The following is a 21061-nucleotide window of genomic DNA, read 5'->3' as shown; positions in this document are numbered from 1 at the left end:
CCTTGTTATTAATTTTGGCTTTTTAAACCATCCAAATAATCCGCCCATTTCTGCATCATGACTTTACGTTCTAATAAGTGTGAGGTGCGGTTGTATGCTCGCCCATTAGGATCTCTTACTGCGTGAGCAAGTTGGTGTTCAATATAGTCCGGTCGTATATGCAAAATTTCATCAAGAATTGTGCGAGCCATTGCACGAAAACCATGTGCACTAATTTCAGTTTTGGCAAATCCCATCCGACGAAACGCAAAATTAAGCGTATTTTCACTCATTGGACGGGCACTGGTATGTTCGCTTGCAAACACATATTTGCCATGACCAGTTAGAGGATAAAGCTCTCTTAATATAGAAACAGTCTGTCTCGACAAAGGGACTAGGTGCGCAACACGCATTTTCATACGCTCAGCTTTTATATTCCATTCCGCAGTATCAAGATCGATCTCACACCATTCTGCCGCCCTCAATTCACCAGGTCGCACAAATACCATTGGTGCAATCTGTAAAGCACATTTGGTTACAAAACTTCCATGATAGTTATCTATAGCCCGTAATAACTCCCCTATTGCTTTAGGCTCGGTCATGGTTGCGAAATGAGTGGTTTTGGCCGGTTGAAGTGCTCCCTTCAGATCAGGCACCGGATCACGTTCAGCCCTTCCTGTTGCTATGGCATAGCGAAATACCTGGCTACAATTTAGCAAGGCTCGCCGAGCTGTTTCTTTAACACCACGCTCTTCGATACGTCGTGCGGCAATTAATAACTGTTGTGCGGTAATCGATGCAATAGGGCTGGCACCAAGCCAAGGAAAAATATCGCGTTCAAGACGACGAATGATTTTATCTGCATGGGTAGGAACCCATACGCTGGACTGATTAGCAAACCATTCGCGAGCCACAACTTCAAAGCTATCCATATCCTGACTTGTTCGCGCCTGTTTTAGAGCTTTGCGATGCTCACCGGGATCGACTTTCGTCTTTTTTAACAAAGCACGGGCCTCTTCTCGTAAATCCCGTGCTTCAGCTAAACTTACTTCAGGAAACACCCCCAATGCGAGCGTTTTCTGTTTTCCGTCAAAACGATAGGAGTAGCGCCAATATTTTTTCCCGTTTGGTTGAATCAGTAAAAATAATCCCTGGCCATCGGAAAGCTTTAAGGGCTTGTCCAATTCTCTCTTTTTCTTTACATCTGGAAGAGTTAATTTCATTTTGTTGGTATCACATAGTGTTGGTATCGAAAATACCAACGATAGTACCAACAGATATAGCAGGACATCAAGGGAATTGTTGGGATCGGCTAGGAAGCCTAACCTCGTAAAATCTAGTGTTTACAAGGGTTAAAAGGACTTTTCAGGAACATCTAAGATTAGTAAGTGGTGGAGGCGGCGGGAATCGAACCCGCGTCCGCAAATCCTCTGCCGTCAGCTCTACATGCGTAGCCTTGTCTATTAAGTTAACCGTGGCCCCTCCGACAGGCAGGATGGTACACGGCGATTCCCTTGATTTAACACCTTGATGCGGGACGGACCAAGATGCGAGCTTATCTTCTATGACCGTTGATTCGATACCGGTAAGCAAGCTCGGTCAACGGGGCGCTGGTTTTATGGCAGCGCACGGTGCGGTTACACTATCAAAGCTTACGCAGCGATAGCTTCACCTGCAAAGTTTTCATCGTTTGCATTTATATTTAGTGAGTCTGATTTACGAGAGTTCTCATTCTCGGCATGCACATCAGGTTTCGCAACCCACGTCGAAACCAGGTCGCCCCCTTTTTTTGTACACTTTTATTATAACACAGAACACAAGGGACTAGTCCAACTCGACTCAATTATTTTCACAGGAAAAGGCCTGGCTTGTTGTTCTACAAGCCAGGTGCTTTTTATCAGGGATTAATGCCATTGTGGCGCAGAAGGGCATCGACAGTCGCTGCACGGCCTCTGAAACCATGGTAAGCATCGGCGGCTTTCTTCGATCCTCCGGCTTCCAATATGAAATGAAGGAAATCGTGTCCTGCCTGGGTATTAAAGATGCCTTCTTCTTCAAAGCGCGCGAAAGCATCACTGGAGAGGACTTCTGCCCATTTATAACTGTAATAACCGGCCGCATAACCGCCGCCAAAGATATGGGAGAAGCTGTGTTGAAAACGATTGTAAGGCGCAATCGGCACAACCGTCGTTTGTCGGCGAACTTCAGCCAGTGTTTCACTGATAAAATCTGGCGTACGTGGGGTAAATTCCAGATGGATGCGAAAGTCAAACAGGGAAAACTCTAACTGGCGCATCATCGCCATGGCGGATTGGAAATTTTTAGCCGCCAGTAATTTTTCAAAGAGCTCATCGGGCAAATGCTCGCCGCTATCGACGTGCTGCGTTAATAATTGCAGGGCTTTTTGTTCCCAACACCAGTTTTCAAAAAATTGGCTGGGCAGTTCAACGGCATCCCATTCGACGCCGTTAATACCGGAAGCACCGAGATAATGAACTTTGGTTAATACGTGGTGTAAGCAATGGCCAAACTCATGGAATAAGGTTAAAACCTCGTCATGGGACAGGGTCGCCATTTTTTTCCCAGCCGGCTTGGCAAAATTACAGGTTAAGGTAGCAACGGGGAGTTGAATACTGTCGTCAGCCAGTTTACGCCGGCTTTGGCAGGAATCCATCCACGCGCCGCCCCGTTTGTGCTGGCGGGCAAACAAATCAACATAGATATAACCGCGTACCAGTCCTTTCTCATCCGACACGCGATAGCATTTGACGTCATGATGCCAGATATCAACCCCTTTTACTTCTTCCAGTTTCATGCCATAAAGCTTATTGATGATAGTAAATAAACCTTCCATCACTTTCGCAAGGGTAAAATAGGGGCGTAGCTCTTCTTGTGAAATCGCATACTGGGCCTGTCTTTTTTTCTCGGAGATATAGGTGACATCCCAAGGTTCAAGCTTGCTTAAGCCATGGTTTTTTTCGGCAAATTCCTGCAACGCCTGGAACTCTGTTTCTGCCTGATGGTGGGCGCGAATTGATAGGTCCGTTAAAAAATCAAGGACCTGTTTCGGTGATTCAGCCATCTTGGTCGCCAGTGATAATTCGGCGTAATTGGCAAAACCTAAGAGCTGGGCTTTCTCATGGCGCAGAGCCAGAATCTCCTTCATGACGTTACTATTATCAAATTTTCCAGCCTGGGGGCCTTGTTCGGAAGCCCGTGTGGCATACGCTTCATAAAAGGTTTCGCGAAGGGCGCGATCATCGGCATGAGTAATAATGGCGATATAGCAGGGAATTTCAAGATTAAACATCCAACCGGATAATCCTTTCTCGGCGGCTAATTCAGCAGCCGTGTGCAAGGCATGTTCTGGTAAACCCGCCACACGCTTTTCATCGCTGATGTGCAGGCTAAATGCCTGGGTAGCATCCAAGACATTGTTTTCAAACTGATTGGATAATTCGGACAAGCGTGTCTGGATCGCCTCAAAACGTTGTTTCTTTTCTGCCGATAAAGCAACCCCAGCCAGTTCAAAATCACGGAGGGTATCTTCAACGATCTTTTGCTGGACAGGATCTAATTGGTCTTTCGCTAGAGACTTAACCGCATCATATAAATCATGGTTATGGCCAATGGCTGCTTCGTAAGCGGAAAGCTTGGGTAAACAGGCTTGATAACACTCTCGCAGTGCTTTGGAATTAACGACGGCGTGCAAATGGGATAAAGGCGACCAAAAGCGCTCCAGAACATCATCCATGTCTTCCAGCGGACGCATCAGATTATCCCAGGTATAGTGGGAATTATTTTGCGCCAAAAGGGTATTTATCTGCTGAAGGTTATCTTGTAGAAGCGTGTCAAGGCGGTTCACAAAACTCGCCGGATCGAGAGAAGTAAATTGTGGCAAACTAACGGTTGACATAAAGATCCTCAATGCTATCAAAGCCCTAAGGATAGCATTGAACGTATTGAACCTCCATGCTCTTACATGAACGAGGAGTTAGGTGAATCATACCTGATGGTAGGGTCGCTACTTGCCAAGGGGGACTGACTAACTGGAAAGTGAGGCTCACTATTTGAATGAGACATTCCTTTCTCATTAGAAATAAACTTTCCCATACCTTTGCGGACTTCCTCCTCTAAGCCAGTATTCTTGGGCGGCTCTGTAGGCTCGCTAGGACGAAACAAGGTTAGTCCGGTTTCATAAATTGATTTACCACTTTTATCACTCAACGCGATGACTCGGTCAACAGGCCTTTGCTGCCCCAAGCCCTGGACATGTCGATTAACCACGAATGTAGTCGTTAATACGATCAAAGCACCGAGAAAGGGAAGAAGCGGGGTCGCTGCGAAAGCAGGGAAGGCGAAGCACATCCCAAACATCAGCATCTGGGTGTTAACCAGCGTGACAAACAATCGCCTGTCTTCAAAATCTACTCGTTGGGCAAAGTGCTCACGATAGCTTTTCAGCTCCAGCCACTCTCTAGTTTGTTCACCGCCCATGTCCAGGGCCATATTGTCATAGATCTGTTGCTGACCGGTTAAACGGTTGTGTTCAATGCGGGCTCGTAAACGGGCCCAAAGGACATCGAAGAGAAAGAGGCTAAGAGTCACATAGATACCGAGAGGTGCCAAAGGCCCAGTCAGCACAAAGCAGTTTAGTAACCCTGATGTCATCCACAGGGAATCATTGCCTAATTCAAACCAGCGCTGCTGCAATTGACCCAGAAACCCCAACCACAATCCCATTCTTTTGTCCTTTGTCGCTGTCCACCAGCTAGGAACAAGAAAATTTAACAAAACGATAGAATTTACGGTTAATCTCGGTGCAAAAAACAGCCAGGAAGCGTGACTGACAACTACTCCCAGGTAAGGGTCAAGGGCTGCCACTTTACGGCCAAACTTAGACTCTATCAGGTAATCACGGACTAACTCAAAGTCCTTTATTATTGGTACCAGGGTGGTAAACAAACGCCTGCTGCGGCCAAACATCAAACGGGGGAAATTCCAATTGGGGGTTGCGCCCCGTACACGCTGGCCAGACCAGGAAGACAAGACAATCGCTTTGTCATCTGATGCGCCAAACGAATAATTTTGCGTCGCTAATAAGTCCCGAAAAACCTTTTTCTCATTCTGCAGGCGCGAAACCTCATGCCATTCACCCAAAAAATCACGATAAAGGGGGGTTAATAATTCGGCCATCATCAGGGCAGCAACCAATTGCTCAACCAGTTCAGCTTTGCTAACACCGGGGCGACTGAAGTCATGGAGAAGGCGTGTGCAAAGTACGCTATACGCCACGCTCAGCTCAAGATGCTTCGTGATCATTGGATGAAAGAACGTGGCGGGCTGCTTGGCCAGCTCTTTATCAAATTCCCAATTAACGGTTTCGTTATCCCCTGGACTCGTAACAGGTAGTTGATCAATTCCAATTAACGAACCCATGTGTCGCAACACGGCTACTGTCATAAAACCCCGAAAATGAGTTAAACCCAAAAATAATCGCAAAAAATAACCAAAAAGTAAAATTTAAATGAACTTAACTACTATTTGTTCCACAAAAGCTCATTATTGTGCATAATTATTACAACAAGCACGCTGTTAACTTGCTGAATAGAAGCTTCTGAGCGACAATAGTGCCCCTAATGATTACATAAGAGAACGCATGAGTCTTTCTAATGATTTAGCCAATGCCATCCGTTTTTTAAGTATCGATGCTGTTGAGCAAGCCCAATCGGGGCATCCAGGCATGCCTTTGGGCATGGCAGATATTGCTACGGTACTATGGAAGAAGTTCCTTAAGCATAATCCCAAAAACCCTCATTGGTTTGATCGGGATCGGTTTGTTTTATCAAACGGCCATGGTTCCATGCTGCTCTATTCCCTATTACATTTAACAGGCTATAACCTAAGCCTGGATGAGCTTAAAAATTTCCGCCAATTGCATTCCAAAACCCCTGGCCATCCTGAACATGCTGATACCCCGGGTGTTGAAACAACAACGGGTCCTTTGGGTCAAGGGCTTGCTAATGCTGTTGGTATGGCTATCGCAGAAAAATTATTGGCAAACCATTTTAATCGTTCCGAGCTGGAACTGGTTAATCATTATACCTATACCTTTGTCGGTGACGGCTGCCTGATGGAAGGTATTTCCCATGAAGTCTGTTCTCTCGCGGGCACTTTGGGACTGGGTAAACTAATCACTTTTTATGATGACAACGGCATCTCGATTGATGGCAAGGTCGAGTCCTGGTTCACTGATGATACCGCCAACCGCTTTAAGGCTTATCATTGGCAAGTAATTGGCCCTATTGATGGCCATGATCCCAGTGCGATTGAAAAAGCCATCGAACAAGCACGCCAGGAAACGAAAAAGCCAAGTTTAATTATTTGTAAAACCGTGATCGGTTATGGTTCACCGGTTGCCGGTAGCGAAAAAGCACATGGTGCCCCCCTGGGAGCCGCCGGTATCGCCAAGGTGCGAGAGCACTTTAATTGGCCGCATGCCCCTTTTGTCATTCCTGATGCACTTTATGCGGCATGGAATCATGTCGAGCAGGGACAACATGACGAAAGCCAATGGCTTCACAGCTGCCAAACTTATCAGCAACACTATCCACAAGATTACCAGGAGTTTTTACGTCGTATTAACGGCGATTTACCCGATAACTGGCCAACTCAGAGTGCTGCTTTTATCGAACAATGCCGTACTGTCGATAAAGCGTTGGCAACACGTAAAAGTTCCCAGCAATGCATAGAGCAATTTGCCCGTTTATTACCAGAAATGTTGGGTGGTTCCGCTGATTTAACGGGCTCTAACAACACGGATTGGTCGGGTAGTAAAGCGATTAGTGCCGAGGATTTTTCCGGTAACTACCTTTATTATGGTGTGCGTGAATTCGGTATGGCGGCCATTATGAATGGCTTGGCCTTGCATGGCGGCTTTATTCCTTATGGCGGTACTTTTTTAGTCTTTGCCGATTATGCCCGTAACGCCGTGCGCTTAAGTGCGTTAATGAAGCAACGCATCATTTATGTTTTTACCCATGATTCAATCGGCCTGGGTGAAGATGGCCCGACCCATCAACCCATAGAACACGCAGCGATGTTGCGCATGACACCTAATATGCAGGTATGGCGACCCGCTGATCTGATGGAAACAGCCGTAGCCTGGCAACAGGCGCTTGAACATCATACCGGTCCATCCAGTCTCCTGTTATCGAGACAGAATTTACCTGCTCTAAACCATGATGCAAAGGCCGCTGAACGAATTGAACGAGGCGGTTATATCCTTAGTGATTGCCAGGGATTACCGGATGCCATTCTGTTAGCAACAGGCTCAGAAGTGCAACTGGCTCTCGCTGCTGCAGCGCAAATGACTACACTGGGGAAAAAAATCCGTGTTGTTTCCATGCCCTGTTGCGAGCGTTTTATTGCTCAGGATCACAACTATCAGGAAGAGGTTTTACCCAATGCAGTCCGCAAGCGAATTGCCATTGAAGCGGCTGCGAGTGGTTATTGGTACCGTTTTGTCGGTTTGGACGGCGCGGTCATTGGACTAGATCGGTTTGGTGTTTCTGCACCCGCTGCGGAAGCTTACAACTATTTAGGCCTTACTGTTGAACATATAGTAGCCGCTTTAAAAGCTCTATTTTAAAACTGACTCGCTACGAGTCACTGTTATTCGGAGAAGTAGTATGACGATACGAGTCGCTATAAATGGTTACGGCCGCATTGGTCGCTGTATTTTGCGAGCCATTTATGAATATGGGCGTCAAAATGAATTTAATGTAGTAGCGATTAATGATTTATCAGGGATAGAAACCACTGCTCATCTTACTCGCTATGACTCCACGCATGGTCGTTTTGGCAAAGATGTCCGTGTGGACGGCGATAATTTAGTGATTGAGGGCCATCCTATACGAGTGATTGCCGAGCGTGATCCGACGGCACTGCCCTGGAAAGCAATGGAAGTCGATATGGTTTTTGAATGCACAGGCCATTTCACCAGTCGTGATGCAGCCATGAAGCATGTTGCCGCAGGTGCTAAAAAAGTTCTAATTTCAGCACCGGGTAAAAATGCAGATGCCACGATTGTCTATGGTGTAAACCATCAAAGCTTGCAGGCAACCGATATCATTGTTTCCAATGCATCCTGTACGACCAACTGCCTGGCGCCCGTCGTTAAACCGTTGAATGATGCCTTGGGTATCGATCACGGCCTGGTCAATACAGTTCATGCCTACACGAAGGATCAAATGTTGCTGGATGGCAGCCATAGCGATTTACGCCGTGCCCGTTCTGCTACACAATCGATTATTCCCACCAAAACCGGCGCAGCAGTCGCTGTGGGTTTGGTGTTACCAGAATTAGCAGGAAAATTGGATGGTTTTGCCATGCGTGTTCCTACTTTAAATGTGTCTGTTGTCGATTTAACATTTACTGCAAAACGCGAAACCAGTGTTGCAGAAGTCAATGACATCATGCGGAAAGCAAAAAATGAAATTCTGCATATTTGTGAAGAACCGTTGGTATCTTGCGATTTTAATCACTATCCAGCCTCTGCTGTTTTTGATACTACTCAAACCAAAGTGTTAGGAAATTTAGTAAAAGTAGTTGCCTGGTATGACAATGAATGGGGTTTCTCTAACCGCATGCTAGATACAGCAAACTACATGATGAATCGTTAAGGAAAAGCGTAATGAAGTTAATGAAAATGAGCGAACTCAGTCTTCGTGGTAAACGAATACTGATTCGTGAAGATTTAAATGTTCCGATCAAAGACGGACTCATTACCAGTGATCAGCGTCTACAAGCTGCGTTACCTACTTTACAAGCCGCCCTCGATGAGGGAGCCGCCGTGATGGTGTTGTCCCATTTAGGCCGGCCAGAAGAAGGTAAATTTGAGAAGCGTTTTTCTTTGCAGCCCGTCGCCGATTATTTAGCCAAACACCTGGATTACCCTGTCCGTTTTGAGAGTGATTATCTGGATGGAATCGACGTCAATAATGGGGAGTTGGTGATTTGCGAAAACGTACGTTTCAATATTGGCGAGAAAGCAAATGATGATGCCTTAGCCAAAAAGCTGGCCAAGCTCTGTGATATTTTTGTCATGGATGCCTTTGGTACAGCACATCGTGCACAAGCCTCAACCTACGGTGTTGCGAAATATGCGCCTGTTGCGGCAGCGGGTCCTTTGCTCGTGCGGGAACTGGAAGCCTTGCAGCATGTACTGAGGAATCCTGAAAAGCCTATCGTTGCTATTGTTGGCGGCGCTAAAGTGTCCAGTAAATTGAGTCTGCTAAAGCAATTGGTTGGCATGGTCGATTACCTCATCCCCGGCGGCGGTATTGCCAATACGTTTCTGAAAGCCCAGGGATTCGAAATTGGGGTGTCACTTTATGAAGAGAACTTGCTTGGGGAAGCCCGTGAAATTTTAGATTTGGCGGTTAAAACAGGCTGTCAAATTCCCTTGCCTTCCGATGTCGTGGTGGGTAAATCCTTTTCAGACAGCTGTCCGGCGTTCAATAAATCACTAAACAATGTTGCCAGCGACGATATGATTATGGATATCGGTCCTGAAACAGTAAGCCGTTATGTTGATATCATCGACACAGCAAAAACGGTGATTTGGAATGGTCCTGTAGGTGTATTTGAATTCCCGCAGTTTGCCTATGGTACCCGGGCGTTAGCCATTGCTATTGCGGATAGCTCTGCTTTCTCAATTGCTGGTGGCGGTGATACCCTGGCTGCGGTGGATCAATATGATTTAAACCAGCAAATTTCTTATATATCGACAGGGGGCGGCGCATTTCTGGAGTTTCTGGAAGGTAAAACACTTCCCGCTGTTGCCATTCTGGAAGAGCGCGCCAATGCTGCCACGCCGCACTAAAATCGTTGCGACTCTCGGTCCTGCCTGCAGTGATGCAAAAACGCTACGTGCGATGCTTACTGCAGGTGTGGATGTTTTACGAATTAACTTTTCTCATGCCAATGACACGGTCCTTGACCTTATCAAACAAGCCCGGGCAATTGCTGCCGAATTAAAACACCCGCTAGCCATTATGGCTGATCTTCAGGGGCCGAAATTAAGGATCGGCGTCTTCAAAAAAGGCAAAATTAATTTGCACGATGGTCAGGCCTTTACACTGAATTGTGCCAGCCAGGAACCGGGTGACCAACAGGAAGTGAGTGTTGCTTATGGCAACTTGTGCTATGAGTTGGCCGTCGCTGATCGCCTGTTGCTCGACGATGGGTTAATCGAATTGGAAGTGGTGGACGTTAAACCGCCTTTAATCCATTGCCAGGTGGTTGAAGGGGGGGTATTACATAGCAACAAAGGTTTAAACCGTAAAGGGGGTGGCCTGGCAGCCAGAACCTTGACTGAAAAAGATAAGAAAGATTTAGAAACGGCGATTGCGATTGATGTGGATTACCTTTGCCTGTCTTTTGTTAAAGATGCAAAAGACATTCGTGAGGTGCATGCCTTATTGAAACAATTTGGCAGCATCGATATACCGATTATTGCAAAAATAGAACGAACGGAAGCCTTGCATCATTTAACAGAGATCATCAATGCGGCTGATGCCATTATTGTTGCCCGGGGTGATTTGGGTGTGGAAATTGGAGCGGCAGAAGTCCCGGCTATCCAAAAGCGTATTATCGAGCAAAGCCGTCGCCTGGATAAAGTAGTCATTACGGCGACTCAAATGATGGAATCCATGATTAATCAGCCGCAACCCACACGTGCAGAAGTATCCGATGTTGCCAACGCGATCCTCGATGGTACGGATGCTGTAATGTTATCTGCCGAGACAGCTGCCGGCCATTTTCCCGTGAAAGTGATTAGTATGGTCGATAAAATTTGTCGCAGCGCAGAAAAGCATGCCGCTTTCTTCTATCAAGCGGATAATGAAAGCTGCCATTATCATCGCGCTGATCAAGCGATTGCCATGGCGACTATCCATGCTGCCAATCACTTTCCTATTAAAGCAATCGTTGCACTGACTGAATCGGGAGCCACGGCTATCTGGATGTCGCGGCAACATAGCAATGTCCCTATTTATGCCGTAACAGCGAATGCCCGTACGGTGAATAAATTAAGTTTGGTCAATAATGTTTTTCCTATCCTGCTTGATTACCATCACCTGGCAAGTGAGGCAATTAATGATCAAATCATTGCCCATCTTTTAGAGCGGGGATTGCTGGAAAATAACGCTTATGTGCTTTTAACAAGAGGGCGTCTGATTGGCGAAGCGGGTGGAACAAATTGTATGGAAATCATCCGCGCTACTGAGTAGCGATGCCGTGTCTTCCTCTCGTCATCTTGAACGACGTGATATTTCCATGACCTTGGCAAAATCGAAGATTTCCCAGCGTCCGAAAAGCGGTTTCAAACCACTTCAATAATGCTCATCTATCTCAACAAAAATCCAGCGAATTACTCAGCTGTTTCTTCTTCCATTTCAACCTTACGTGATAATCCCAGTTTTTCTTTTAAACGGGCTACAGCATCGGGATCAAACTGGCGTGACGTTTTATGTTTGACGACTATTGCTGCTGCCGAACGCTGTGGTTGCACCAAGGCGTTTTGCGCACTAAACGCTGGTGTACGTTCTGGATAGGGAATAAAGTCTTGTGTTTGGTTAATCCCGTGTGAGGCGGGTTTGCTATAACTGCTGGATGTTTTAACAGGTAATGCCTTGCGTGCGTTTCGTGCACTTTTTTCAATACGTTTTTTAATTTTGGCCGCTGCTTTTTCTGCTTCCTCTTCGGTGACCATTTCAGTAGGCGCACCCGTTAAATCAACCCGCATTTCACGCGCTTTCAGGCAAGTTAGATAATCAATACGACGAGTAAACAAAACAACGGCTTCACGCAGTTTACTTTTTGAGATACCGGCTTCGGCAGCCTTGTCAGCATAGGCTAAAACGTCATTCATGATCCCGATTTTCAATGGGCGAATGTGCAGGCTATTGTCAAACACTTCAGGGAAGGTAGCGGCAAGCCAGAGTAAGGCTTCATTACGCGCTTTTTTTGATTGATTTTTTTGTGTTTTATTCAGTATTGCTGTGCGTGGATGAAGTTCTTGCCTTCTCATTGTACTACCCTTGTTAGATAACGCTTAACGGCTACAGCAAAAGATTATGCCGCTAGAATATACTTGGGAAAAGTTGCGGAATATCGTTTCGCTATATCGGAAAAACAAAAAAAATTTCGCTGTAAAATGCGCATACAATGTACAGCGTTTAAATCCCATTTGCAAGCTTTGCATCAGCAGCAAATCAGCAACATAAATTTCTTTTCTCTGATTACCAATCAAAGGCAAATCGCCATGAAGGCGACTTTATAACAAGTAAGAAACAGGGCTTGCTTCTTTCTCAATAAAAATTTAAGGTGGTTGTATTAGAACACCTGGTTCGGTGTATACTTTAGCTAGTGCAATGTGAAGGTTATTAGCATGATAAAACGTATGTTCATGACATTTCTAGCTGTTGCTTTTCCCTGGATCATACTGCTGATGGATGATAATCCTGGTGGCGGCGTCGTAGCATTGATTATGCAAGCGACAATCATAGGCTGGATTCCTGCAAGTTTGTGGGCATTGCGCATAGTCAATGAAAAAGCAATGGCTGAGCGGGTTGCCCACGCGGAAAAAGTCGTTCGTGATGCACAGAAAAAAGCTAACAAAAAAGAAACCGGACAATAAAAGATCCTCTGTACTCTTATTTAATCGGAGATAGCATGCCCGCTCGAGTCATTGTAAATGGTGCCCAGGGAAAAATGGGGGTACTGGCCTGTGAAACCATTAAAAATCATCCTGATTTCGAATTGGTAGCGGGGTTGGGCCGTCAGGATAATTTGCGCCAGGCCATTCGAGAAAAACAGGCTGCGATCGTCGTTGATCTTACCCGAGCTGACTCTGTCTATGAGAATAGCGTAACCATTATCGAAAGCGGTGCTCATCCTGTTATCGGTACTAGCGGCCTTGTTGAGGAGCAAATCCAGCATTTGCAACGTCTATGTGCTGAACAACAGTTGGGCGGTATTATTGTACCCAATTTTTCAATTGCTGCTGTCTTGATGATGCGTTTTGCCGCCCAGGCTGCCCGCTTTCTTCCTGAGGTAGAGATTATTGAAGCCCATCATCAACAAAAATTTGATGCGCCCTCAGGGACAGCGATGAAAACTGCGGAAATGATCGCCAAGGCCAGGGGGCAGGATAAAAAAGAGCTGCCTTCACACGAACTGATACTGGGAGTACGTGGTGGTTCACATCAAAATGTTCCTATCCACTCACTTCGTTTACCCGGTATTCTTGCGCGTCAGCAAGTAATTTTTGGCAGTCGTGGTGAAACCCTGACGCTCACTCATGACAGCATCGATAGAGCCTCTTTTATGCCTGGCATCATTCTATCCTGTCAGCGAGTACAGCAATTGGATTCACTGTATTACGGCCTGGAACAACTCCTCGACGCTTGATCATCGTAATCATGCGACTAGTAGACAGCGATTGGTTGCTGGTTTTCTTTGAAGAATTCCTTTTTAATGGTAATCAGGTGTTCAACTTGCTGTTCACATATTTGTTCAGGTTCGGCATGCTTGAATAAAGAGAGAATACTGTCATAAAGCATTTGCGTCACCTTATCGCGGGTCGACGATGTTTCTGGACGCTGATTAATAATATCATAGATCTCGGCGAGCGTTTTGGTCATGTGCGCGCTGGAGTATTTACCGGGTACATTCAATAATTGTTTGATCTGATCAACGCCGGTTGGCGGCGCAGGATAAAAAGGAAAGCTATAAGTTCTTTTTTCCCACTGTTCCTTTTCTTCCACAATAATTTTTATCTGCTCAATGAGCTTTTTCTGATTGGGTTTCGATAATTTTTGTGCAGCGACAACACAGGCAGCAAAATTAGGGACAATGCGCGCGCTGGCATCACCAATTTTTCCGACCTCATTATTAGTCGCTATGATATCATCAACGGTCAGGGCTTTTTTTCCTAATCGGTCACAAATGGCTTCCGCAATATCAGCAGGCCAATAATTAGCCGGCGTTTTAATACTATCTGCCCCCGGCGCATTTTGTCCGGCATGTTCGGCACCATGTCTTGATATATACAATTCAACAACCAGTTTCACAAAATTTTTGCGTGCCGCACCTGTATCAGAAAAACTGGGCCAACGACCGTATAATTCCCGATACAATAACATGGCATCGGTATGGATGATTTCGATTGCTTTCCTGTCTTTACCACTAACGCAGGAACCATAACTCACCCCGTCCATGTACATGATTAACAGGTTTTCAAGAGAGCTTAGGAAGAGTTCCCGACCCGAATAATCAAGGATAGTCCCTGATCCAAAAGGGGAGTTTAATACGGCCCGATATTCTTTTGCCAAGGCAGCCAAATCATCGAGACCTTGCTTATAAGTCACGAAGGTTTGATGTTCGGACTCAAGGTGGTTATGCATGATAAACAAATGTTGGCTAACGACTTTTTGCCAATCGGGTAACTGCTGCAACGCCGGATAATTGCTACGGAATAAATCGGCCAGATTTTCTTTTACTGACTTGGAGCCCAGGATATAGAAACTACTCGGGCTCAAGTCATCCTGTTTGTTCTCAACAAGATAGGTCGCAGCAAAGGCTTCTCGCACGAGCTCTTCAATTTGCTCATAACTCCAATGCCCCTCCAATTCAGGTAATTGACCCAGAATAGCGTGTGCCTCGGCCTGCTGCAGCAAAGCCACGCATCCTGAATCGTTGGCTGGCGTAGGATAAAGTACCCGCACCATGTTGAAGGGATGATTGGTAGAAAAAAGTAACTTCGCCCCTTCTTTTTTTGCGGCCGCCACGGCTTTTTGGCGATGCTGCTCAAGGGTGTAATCAGGCATAAATCCACTGAGCAGTTTGACCGGGCTGATTAACGTTTGCAGCAGTAACATTCTATTTGCGGCGATATTTCTAATTTTTGCCAGATTCCGCAGCGTATATAACTCACCGACCTGACGGAGCTGGCCTGCGACATCACGGGATGCCAGATGGCTTGAGCGCAGTTTGGCGGGAAATGCTTTCGTAATCTTCCCTTGCTGGTCGAGGAGTAATAACTGATGTTCAGCAAAATTGGCGAGTATGGGTAAGGTGCGTAAACGGCTGGGTAAAAAGGAAATAGCGTCTTCCACTCTTTGAACTTGATTCAGAACCGTATTAAGGAAACGCTGTTCGTAATCGGCCAGCGTTAAATACCAATAGGGTACAGTTTTTAATTGCGCCAATTCCTCATTGAACTCGGGTGAATTGCTGGCATGCATTCTTTGTAACCTGCTTTCCAATGCCCGCAGATTGTTAGTTACTTCACTGACGGTAACAGTGGGGGACACCAAATTTCTGATAAGGTTTTGTTGATTAGCCGGCAAATCTCTAAACCAGGCTGGAAGGTTAGTTTCCCCGGCAGCAATATTTCTAAGCTCTTCCTGCAGGGAGGAGGTTGTTTTTAGCTTAAGCCAGATAACGAGTAACTTGTTCAGATCAAGCGCTAAATTTTCAATAGAATTGACATGGGTGTTACTACCATGAAAATAGGCTTGCTGATAAAGCGGTAAACGGCGAAACCAGTCTGGTGTGATGAGGGCCTTCTTCTTTTTTGCCCACTTGAAGCCAAGCGCTTTGATGGCTGTCAACTCGTTTACCGTCTCCTCTGAATAGGGCGGCAGTTGTCTATCCCATTGCAAGACGAATTCATTCTGGCTATTAACCTTGAGTGGCGTTAAGGTCGCTAAATCAGCGCGGCCTTCCTGCATAAGGACATATTGCTCTGCCTTGTTAAGCTGTTCTACGGCTATCTTTTTCATTTCCTCCAATTTTTTTTGTGCGATAGCCTTTCGATCGCTAAACATGGATATTTCCGCCCCCTCCTCTTGCGGCCAATCGTAGTAATCAACGATAGCGTCAGTTAACAACGCCGTATATTGAGAAAGGATGTTCTGATAGTCTTCAATTGAGCCGCTAGGCGGCAGCTTGCATAGTTTTTTACACCAATCGAGATAGTTTTTTAATACAGAGGGTTGTATTTTGAGTGGCTGGGTATTGAGAATAAACAGGAATGCTTTTTCCAAACTATCGATGCGGCGTTGGTAACTTCGTAATAAATTCGGCGATTCGGTATAGCGTTCTAATTCAAATTCGCCCAAAATTTCTTTTAAGCGCACTAAAAGCTGCTCATTAATTTCGACGTGCTCAGCTACGCGAACGATCGTTTTTTTCCCCATGTTTACTATCCCTGGTACACATCGGTTTTTTATTATTAAATAAATCGATAGACTAGACAATTTTTATCAATGATTCTTACAAGATATTCATTAAAGTTCATGCTAAACTGACTATTCATAACAATCTGAAGGGATATGCAGATGTCGACAAAGATAGGAGATTACACCGGCTATTCAGATTCAGGTCTCACTGATGCAATTGAAAATGCCCTGCAAAAAGCTGTGGAACAACATTCTCACTTTGAAATAATAGAAACGCGAGGCATACACGCGGGCGAAGATAAACGCCATTATCAAGTGACACTCAGTCTCTTTTCCGATTAATTTAAAGTAATAGTCAGTACTTATGAAAAATTTCGAGGCCGAGGCAATATTCGTTTTTAACGAAGCGATCGGCGTCTTTCGTAAGTCCTAATTCTGAAGGAGTTTGGCAATGGCTTACACGGTTCCTCATTATATAGGTGGCAAATCCCTGCTCGAAACCACCACAAATTCTCATACTATTTATAATCCAGCTAATGGCGAAGCAATTGGCCAGGTCTATTTTGCTGACAAAGCGCTTTGTGATAAAACGGTAGCCATTGCCAAGGAGGCCTGGCCTGCCTGGGCAGAGACTGCACCAGTCAAAAGAGCCAGGATTTTATTTAAATTTAGAGAGCTGCTGGAAAAATATCTGCCTGATATCGCTAAACTCGTGACACGCGAACATGGTAAAACGTTAGAGGATGCCAAGGGTTCCATTTTACGCGCCATTGAAGTGGTCGAGTTTAATTGTGGATTGGTTAATCAATTGCAGGGTGACTTTTCCGCTGATGTAGCAACTCAGATGGATTGCCATACGCAACGGCAGCCTTTGGGCGTTTGTGCTGGCGTCTCACCCTTTAATTTTCCCGTCATGGTGCCAGTATGGATGACCATCCCTGCTATCGCTTGTGGTAATACCTTTATTTTAAAACCCTCTGAACAGGATCCCTCAGCCACCATTCGCTTATTTGAATTATTAACTGAGGCAGGCTTACCGGCCGGTGTGGCGAATTGTTTACAAGGTGATAAGAATACAGTTGAACAGCTATTGGCACATCCTGATATTGCGGCCTTTACGGCGGTTGCTTCAACCCCGGTTGCCGAAACTATTTACAGGACTGCCACTGCCCATGGTAAACGGGCCCATACTTTTGGCGGCGCAAAAAACCATTGTGTTGTGATGCCTGATGCTGATTTTGAGCAGGCTGCCAACGCGATTGTGGGGGCTGCTTATGGTTCAGCCGGCGAACGTTGTATGGCGCTTTCAGTAGTGGTCACCGTAGGCGATGAAACGGCGGATAAACTCCTGGATAAATTAGTACCCCTTGTTCGTGCGATTCGAATTAATGCCGGCGATGAAGCCAACAGTGATATGGGACCCTTGATCAGCAGTGCCCATAGACAGCGCGTTTTGGCTGCCATTGATAAAGGTGTTGAAGAAGGGGCAAAACTATTAATTGACGGCCGCTCCTTTAAGCACCCTGAACATCCGGAAGGTTATTTTGTCGGTCCATCCCTTTTTGATCAGGTGAATGACTCAATGTCGATCTATCAAAATGAAATTTTTGGTCCGGTTCTGGTAGTCGCCCGAGTCCCTGATTTTGAGCAAGCCTTATCGCTGGTCAACCGCCATCAATATGGTAATGGCACCGCCATTTTTACCCGTGATGGCTTTAGTGCCCGCGAATACAGTCAACGCGTCCAGGTTGGTATGGTGGGCATCAATGTACCTATTCCAGTACCAATCGCAAGCCATCCTTTTGGCGGCTGGAAACGCTCTTCTTTTGGTGATACGAACATGCACGGTGAAGAAAGTATTAATTTTTACACGCGCCGGAAAACCATTACCAGTAAATGGCCTACCACGAAACTTGGTGGAAATAGCTTCGTGATGCCAACGAATGAATAAATACGTTTTAAAGAGATAGCTAGAAATGATGTAATCAAACCTGCCAACATAACCAGGTTGACTACAAAAGAAATTGTTAGGAGATGAGAATGGCGCGCATTGGATTCGTAGGTTTAGGCCACATGGGTTTGCCTATGGCTATTAATTTAGTGAAGGCGGGACATTCCGTCACGGGCTTTGATTTGCAGGCAAAAGCAGTCGATGCATTGGTAGCCGCAGGAGGCTCTAAAGCGTCTTCTCTGCCAAAAGCGGCTCAAAATCAAGATGTTATTATTACGATGCTGCAAACCGGGAAACAGGTTCGGCAGGTTTGCCTGGGCGAACAAGGGCTTTTTGCCCATATAACGCCTAAGGCATTGTATATCGATTGCTCCTCTATTGATGTACAAACAAGTCGCGAAATCCATCAACACGCAACCATCAGGCACATCCAGGTCATCGATGCCCCAGTATCTGGCGGTGTAGCCGGAGCCGCTGCAGCAACCTTGACCTTTATGGTCGGTGGCAGGGAGCAGGCTTTTGAAAAAGCAAAACCTGTCTTGTCCGCCATGGGCAAAAAACTGATCCACACGGGTGCTGGTGGCAGCGGACAAGCAGCTAAAATCTGTAACAACATGGTTCTGGCTATTTCAATGATTGGCATATCAGAAGCGTTTACTTTAGCTGAGCATCTGGGCCTGTCACACCAGAAATTATATGAGGTTGTTAATAGTTCATCTGGCCAATGCTGGGCAATGAGTCAATATGTCCCTGTACCCAATGTGCTTCCCAATGTTCCTGCCAATAATGCTTATCAACCCGGCTTTACTGCAGCGATGATGCTGAAAGATTTGACCCTAAGTCAAAGTACTGCCGCGATGGTTAATGTTGAAACACCTATGGGCGCTAAAGCAATGGCGCTTTATCAAAAAATGAATGAAAAAGGCCTGGGACATATGGATTTCTCTGCCATTATCAAGCTAATTGACCAGGATAAGGACGAGGATTAAACAGGTCATGGAAAATTCAACACAAGAAGGCAAGGAGGCTTTCGAGCCATTTTGGGCTGAGACAGCCCTGAAATATGTTGATTGGCTGGAGCCATGGAACAGCGTTTTAAAAGGGAGTTTGGCGCAGGGCAACATACAGTGGTTTACAGGCGCCAAACTTAATGTCAGCGCCAACTGCCTGGATCGACATTTACCTGCAAAAGGCAACCATCCTGCGATTATTTGGGAAGGCGATAATCCTGATGAACAGCGCATTCTGACTTTTGCCGAGCTCCACCAGGAAGTATGTCGTATGGCCAATGTCCTTAAAAAGTTGGGTATTGGTAGAGGCGATACAGTGGGTATTTATCTGCCCATGATCCCGGAGGCAGCGATTGCCATGCTTGCCTGTGCTCGAATTGGTGCCGTACATACAGTTGTATTTGCCGGTTTTTCAGCAACAGCCCTGCGACAACGTTTAGAGGCAGCAAATTGCAAGCTTTTGATTACAGCAGATAGCTACCAGCGTGGCGGCAAAAATTTTGCCCTTAAACAGCAAGCTGATGAAGCTGGTCAAGCGCTTCCCTTACAAATGTTAGTGATCAGCCATCAGGAAACGACCGTCCCCCTTGATGCTAATCGTGATCACTGGTGGCATGAACTCAAGCATACGGTTAGCAATTTTTGCCCAGCTGAATCGATGGATGCCGAAGATCCCCTCTTTATCCTTTATACCTCGGGTAGTACTGGAAAACCGAAAGGAGTGGTGCACACAACCGGCGGCTATCTGGTGCAAGTGGCTTATAGCCACCAGCATATTTTCAACTGTAAGGATAACGATATTTTTTGGTGTACTGCCGATATAAGCTGGATAACCGGGCATAGCTATGTGGTTTATGGGCCATTATGCAATGGGATTACAACGCTTATGTTTGCTGGTGTCCCTACCTGGCCGTCACCTGCCCGTTGCTGGGAAATAATTGACAAATATCGAGTGAATGTTTTTTATACTGCCCCTACTGCCATTCGTGCTTTAAAAAGGGAAGGCGATAAATGGTTAACTACAACGAGTAGAAAATCATTGCGTCTATTGGGTACGGTGGGTGAACCCATTAATCCTGAGGTTTGGCAATGGTACCAACAAACCGTTGGCTTAAACCAGACTCCCATCGTTGATACCTGGTGGCAAACGGAAACAGGCTCGATCATGATTTGCCCGCAGGGCGATCTTCAAAAAGCCAAACCCGGAGCCGCCAGCCAACCGCTGCCAGGCATTTATCCCGTATTACTTGATGAAGACGATAAGGAGATAGAAGGAGCTGGCGAAGGGTTGTTAGCCATCAAATACCCCTGGCCTTCCATGGCGAGAACCATCGCTGGTGATCATGCACGCTATTGCCAGACGTATTTAAGGAATGGTTATTACCTGACTGGTGATGGTGCGCGTCGAGATAGTGATGGTGATTACTGGATTACCGGACGTCTTGATGATGTCCTTAATGTGGCTGGGCATCGTCTCGGTACCGCTGAAATTGAAAGTGCATTGGTTACCCACCCATTGGTAGCCGAAGCTGCGGTGGTAGGTATTGACCACGAGATTAAAGGGCAAGCCATTTACGCATTTGTTAGCTTGAAAGAAGGGCAAAACCCCAGTCCTCAACTCCAGGAGCAACTACTCAACACCGTCAAAACGACCATTGGCGCCATTGCCAAACCCGATGTTATTGAGTGGGTTTTTGATTTACCGAAAACGCGTTCCGGTAAAATTATGCGTCGCATATTACGCCAGATTGCTAATAAGAAAATCTCTACGCTTGCTGAATTGGGTGATTTATCTACCTTAGCCAATCCGCAAACGGTAACGGATCTTATGAAACAGGCGGTGGGAAAAACGGACTAGTTTATGTTGATAA

At 45.9% G+C, this 21061-nt stretch carries 15 protein-coding genes and 1 other RNA gene; 10 read left to right on the top strand and 6 right to left on the bottom strand.

Annotated features, from left to right (window positions below; genetic code table 11):
• Positions 1 to 8: 8 nt before the first annotated feature.
• The 4 genes from Lfee_RS01255 to Lfee_RS01245 form a co-directional block, all read right to left on the bottom strand.
• Positions 9 to 1202 (bottom strand): tyrosine-type recombinase/integrase, encoded by a 1194-nt coding sequence (locus Lfee_RS01255; RefSeq protein ID WP_058443470.1) that lies wholly within the window; start codon positions 1200 to 1202, stop codon positions 9 to 11.
• Positions 1203 to 1368: 166 nt separating this feature from the next.
• Positions 1369 to 1763, bottom strand: a transfer-messenger RNA (tmRNA) gene (gene ssrA / locus Lfee_RS16500).
• 113 nt (positions 1764 to 1876) lie between these two features.
• Positions 1877 to 3895, bottom strand: coding sequence for a M3 family metallopeptidase (locus Lfee_RS01250; protein ID WP_058443469.1), 2019 nt, complete (start codon positions 3893 to 3895; stop codon positions 1877 to 1879).
• 62 nt (positions 3896 to 3957) lie between these two features.
• A complete protein-coding gene (locus tag Lfee_RS01245) occupies positions 3958 to 5481 on the bottom strand; it encodes a hypothetical protein (protein ID WP_064088317.1) in 1524 nt (507 codons plus the stop codon).
• Positions 5482 to 5638: 157 nt separating this feature from the next.
• On the opposite strand from Lfee_RS01245, the gene tkt reads away from it, so the two are divergent.
• From tkt to pyk, 4 genes are read left to right on the top strand one after another with little or no spacing between them, the layout of a single operon-like run.
• The gene (gene tkt / locus Lfee_RS01240) at positions 5639 to 7630 is read left to right on the top strand and encodes a transketolase (protein WP_058443467.1); all 1992 of its coding nucleotides are present in this window, start codon (positions 5639 to 5641) and stop codon (positions 7628 to 7630) included.
• A gap of 40 nt (positions 7631 to 7670) precedes the next feature.
• On the top strand, positions 7671 to 8663 hold the full coding sequence (gene gap, locus Lfee_RS01235) for a type I glyceraldehyde-3-phosphate dehydrogenase (protein WP_058443466.1): 993 nt from the start codon (positions 7671 to 7673) through the stop codon (positions 8661 to 8663).
• Positions 8664 to 8674: 11 nt separating this feature from the next.
• Entirely contained in the window at positions 8675 to 9865 is a 1191-nt protein-coding gene (locus Lfee_RS01230) for a phosphoglycerate kinase (protein ID WP_058443465.1), read from the top strand.
• The gene (pyk, locus tag Lfee_RS01225) at positions 9846 to 11273 is read left to right on the top strand and encodes a pyruvate kinase (protein WP_370446982.1); all 1428 of its coding nucleotides are present in this window, start codon (positions 9846 to 9848) and stop codon (positions 11271 to 11273) included. Before Lfee_RS01230 ends, pyk begins: the two co-directional genes overlap by 20 nt.
• Positions 11274 to 11413: 140 nt before the next feature.
• Here the strand turns inward: pyk and Lfee_RS01220 are convergent, their stop codons facing one another.
• A complete protein-coding gene (locus Lfee_RS01220; protein ID WP_058443464.1) occupies positions 11414 to 12073 on the bottom strand; it encodes a ProQ/FinO family protein in 660 nt (219 codons plus the stop codon).
• A 360-nt stretch (positions 12074 to 12433) separates the two neighbouring features.
• Between Lfee_RS01220 and Lfee_RS01210 the strand changes: the two genes are divergently transcribed.
• Both Lfee_RS01210 and dapB read left to right on the top strand, forming a co-directional pair.
• Entirely contained in the window at positions 12434 to 12682 is a 249-nt protein-coding gene (locus tag Lfee_RS01210; protein ID WP_058443462.1) for a hypothetical protein, read from the top strand.
• A gap of 35 nt (positions 12683 to 12717) precedes the next feature.
• Positions 12718 to 13455: a 4-hydroxy-tetrahydrodipicolinate reductase gene (gene dapB / locus Lfee_RS01205; RefSeq protein ID WP_058443461.1), complete on the top strand. Its 738-nt coding sequence runs from the start codon at positions 12718 to 12720 to the stop codon at positions 13453 to 13455.
• Between the two features lie 17 nt (positions 13456 to 13472).
• Here the strand turns inward: dapB and sidP are convergent, their stop codons facing one another.
• On the bottom strand, positions 13473 to 16247 hold the full coding sequence (sidP, locus tag Lfee_RS01200) for a Dot/Icm T4SS effector PI-3-phosphatase SidP (RefSeq protein ID WP_058443460.1): 2775 nt from the start codon (positions 16245 to 16247) through the stop codon (positions 13473 to 13475).
• Between the two features lie 141 nt (positions 16248 to 16388).
• Here sidP and Lfee_RS01195 point away from each other — a divergent pair, with 141 nt between their 5' ends.
• From Lfee_RS01195 to acs, 4 genes are all read left to right on the top strand, one after another.
• Complete coding sequence (locus tag Lfee_RS01195; RefSeq protein WP_058443459.1) at positions 16389 to 16571, top strand: dodecin domain-containing protein; 183 nt, start codon at positions 16389 to 16391, stop codon at positions 16569 to 16571.
• 109 nt (positions 16572 to 16680) lie between these two features.
• The gene (locus tag Lfee_RS01190) at positions 16681 to 18180 is read left to right on the top strand and encodes a CoA-acylating methylmalonate-semialdehyde dehydrogenase (protein WP_058443458.1); all 1500 of its coding nucleotides are present in this window, start codon (positions 16681 to 16683) and stop codon (positions 18178 to 18180) included.
• Between the two features lie 89 nt (positions 18181 to 18269).
• Positions 18270 to 19169 carry a 3-hydroxyisobutyrate dehydrogenase gene (gene mmsB / locus Lfee_RS01185; protein WP_058443457.1) on the top strand — a complete coding sequence of 300 codons (900 nt, stop codon included), beginning with the start codon at positions 18270 to 18272 and terminating at the stop codon, positions 19167 to 19169.
• A gap of 7 nt (positions 19170 to 19176) precedes the next feature.
• Positions 19177 to 21048: an acetate--CoA ligase gene (acs, locus tag Lfee_RS01180; protein ID WP_058443456.1), complete on the top strand. Its 1872-nt coding sequence runs from the start codon at positions 19177 to 19179 to the stop codon at positions 21046 to 21048.
• Positions 21049 to 21061 lie beyond the last annotated feature (13 nt).

Origin of the sequence: Legionella feeleii, assembly GCF_001467625.1 — a bacterium.
In the GTDB taxonomy this organism is placed as follows: Bacteria; Pseudomonadota; Gammaproteobacteria; order Legionellales; family Legionellaceae; genus Tatlockia; species Tatlockia feeleii.
The sequence above is the reverse complement of the archived record's forward strand: the minus strand, read 5'-3'. Positions and strand labels throughout refer to the sequence as shown.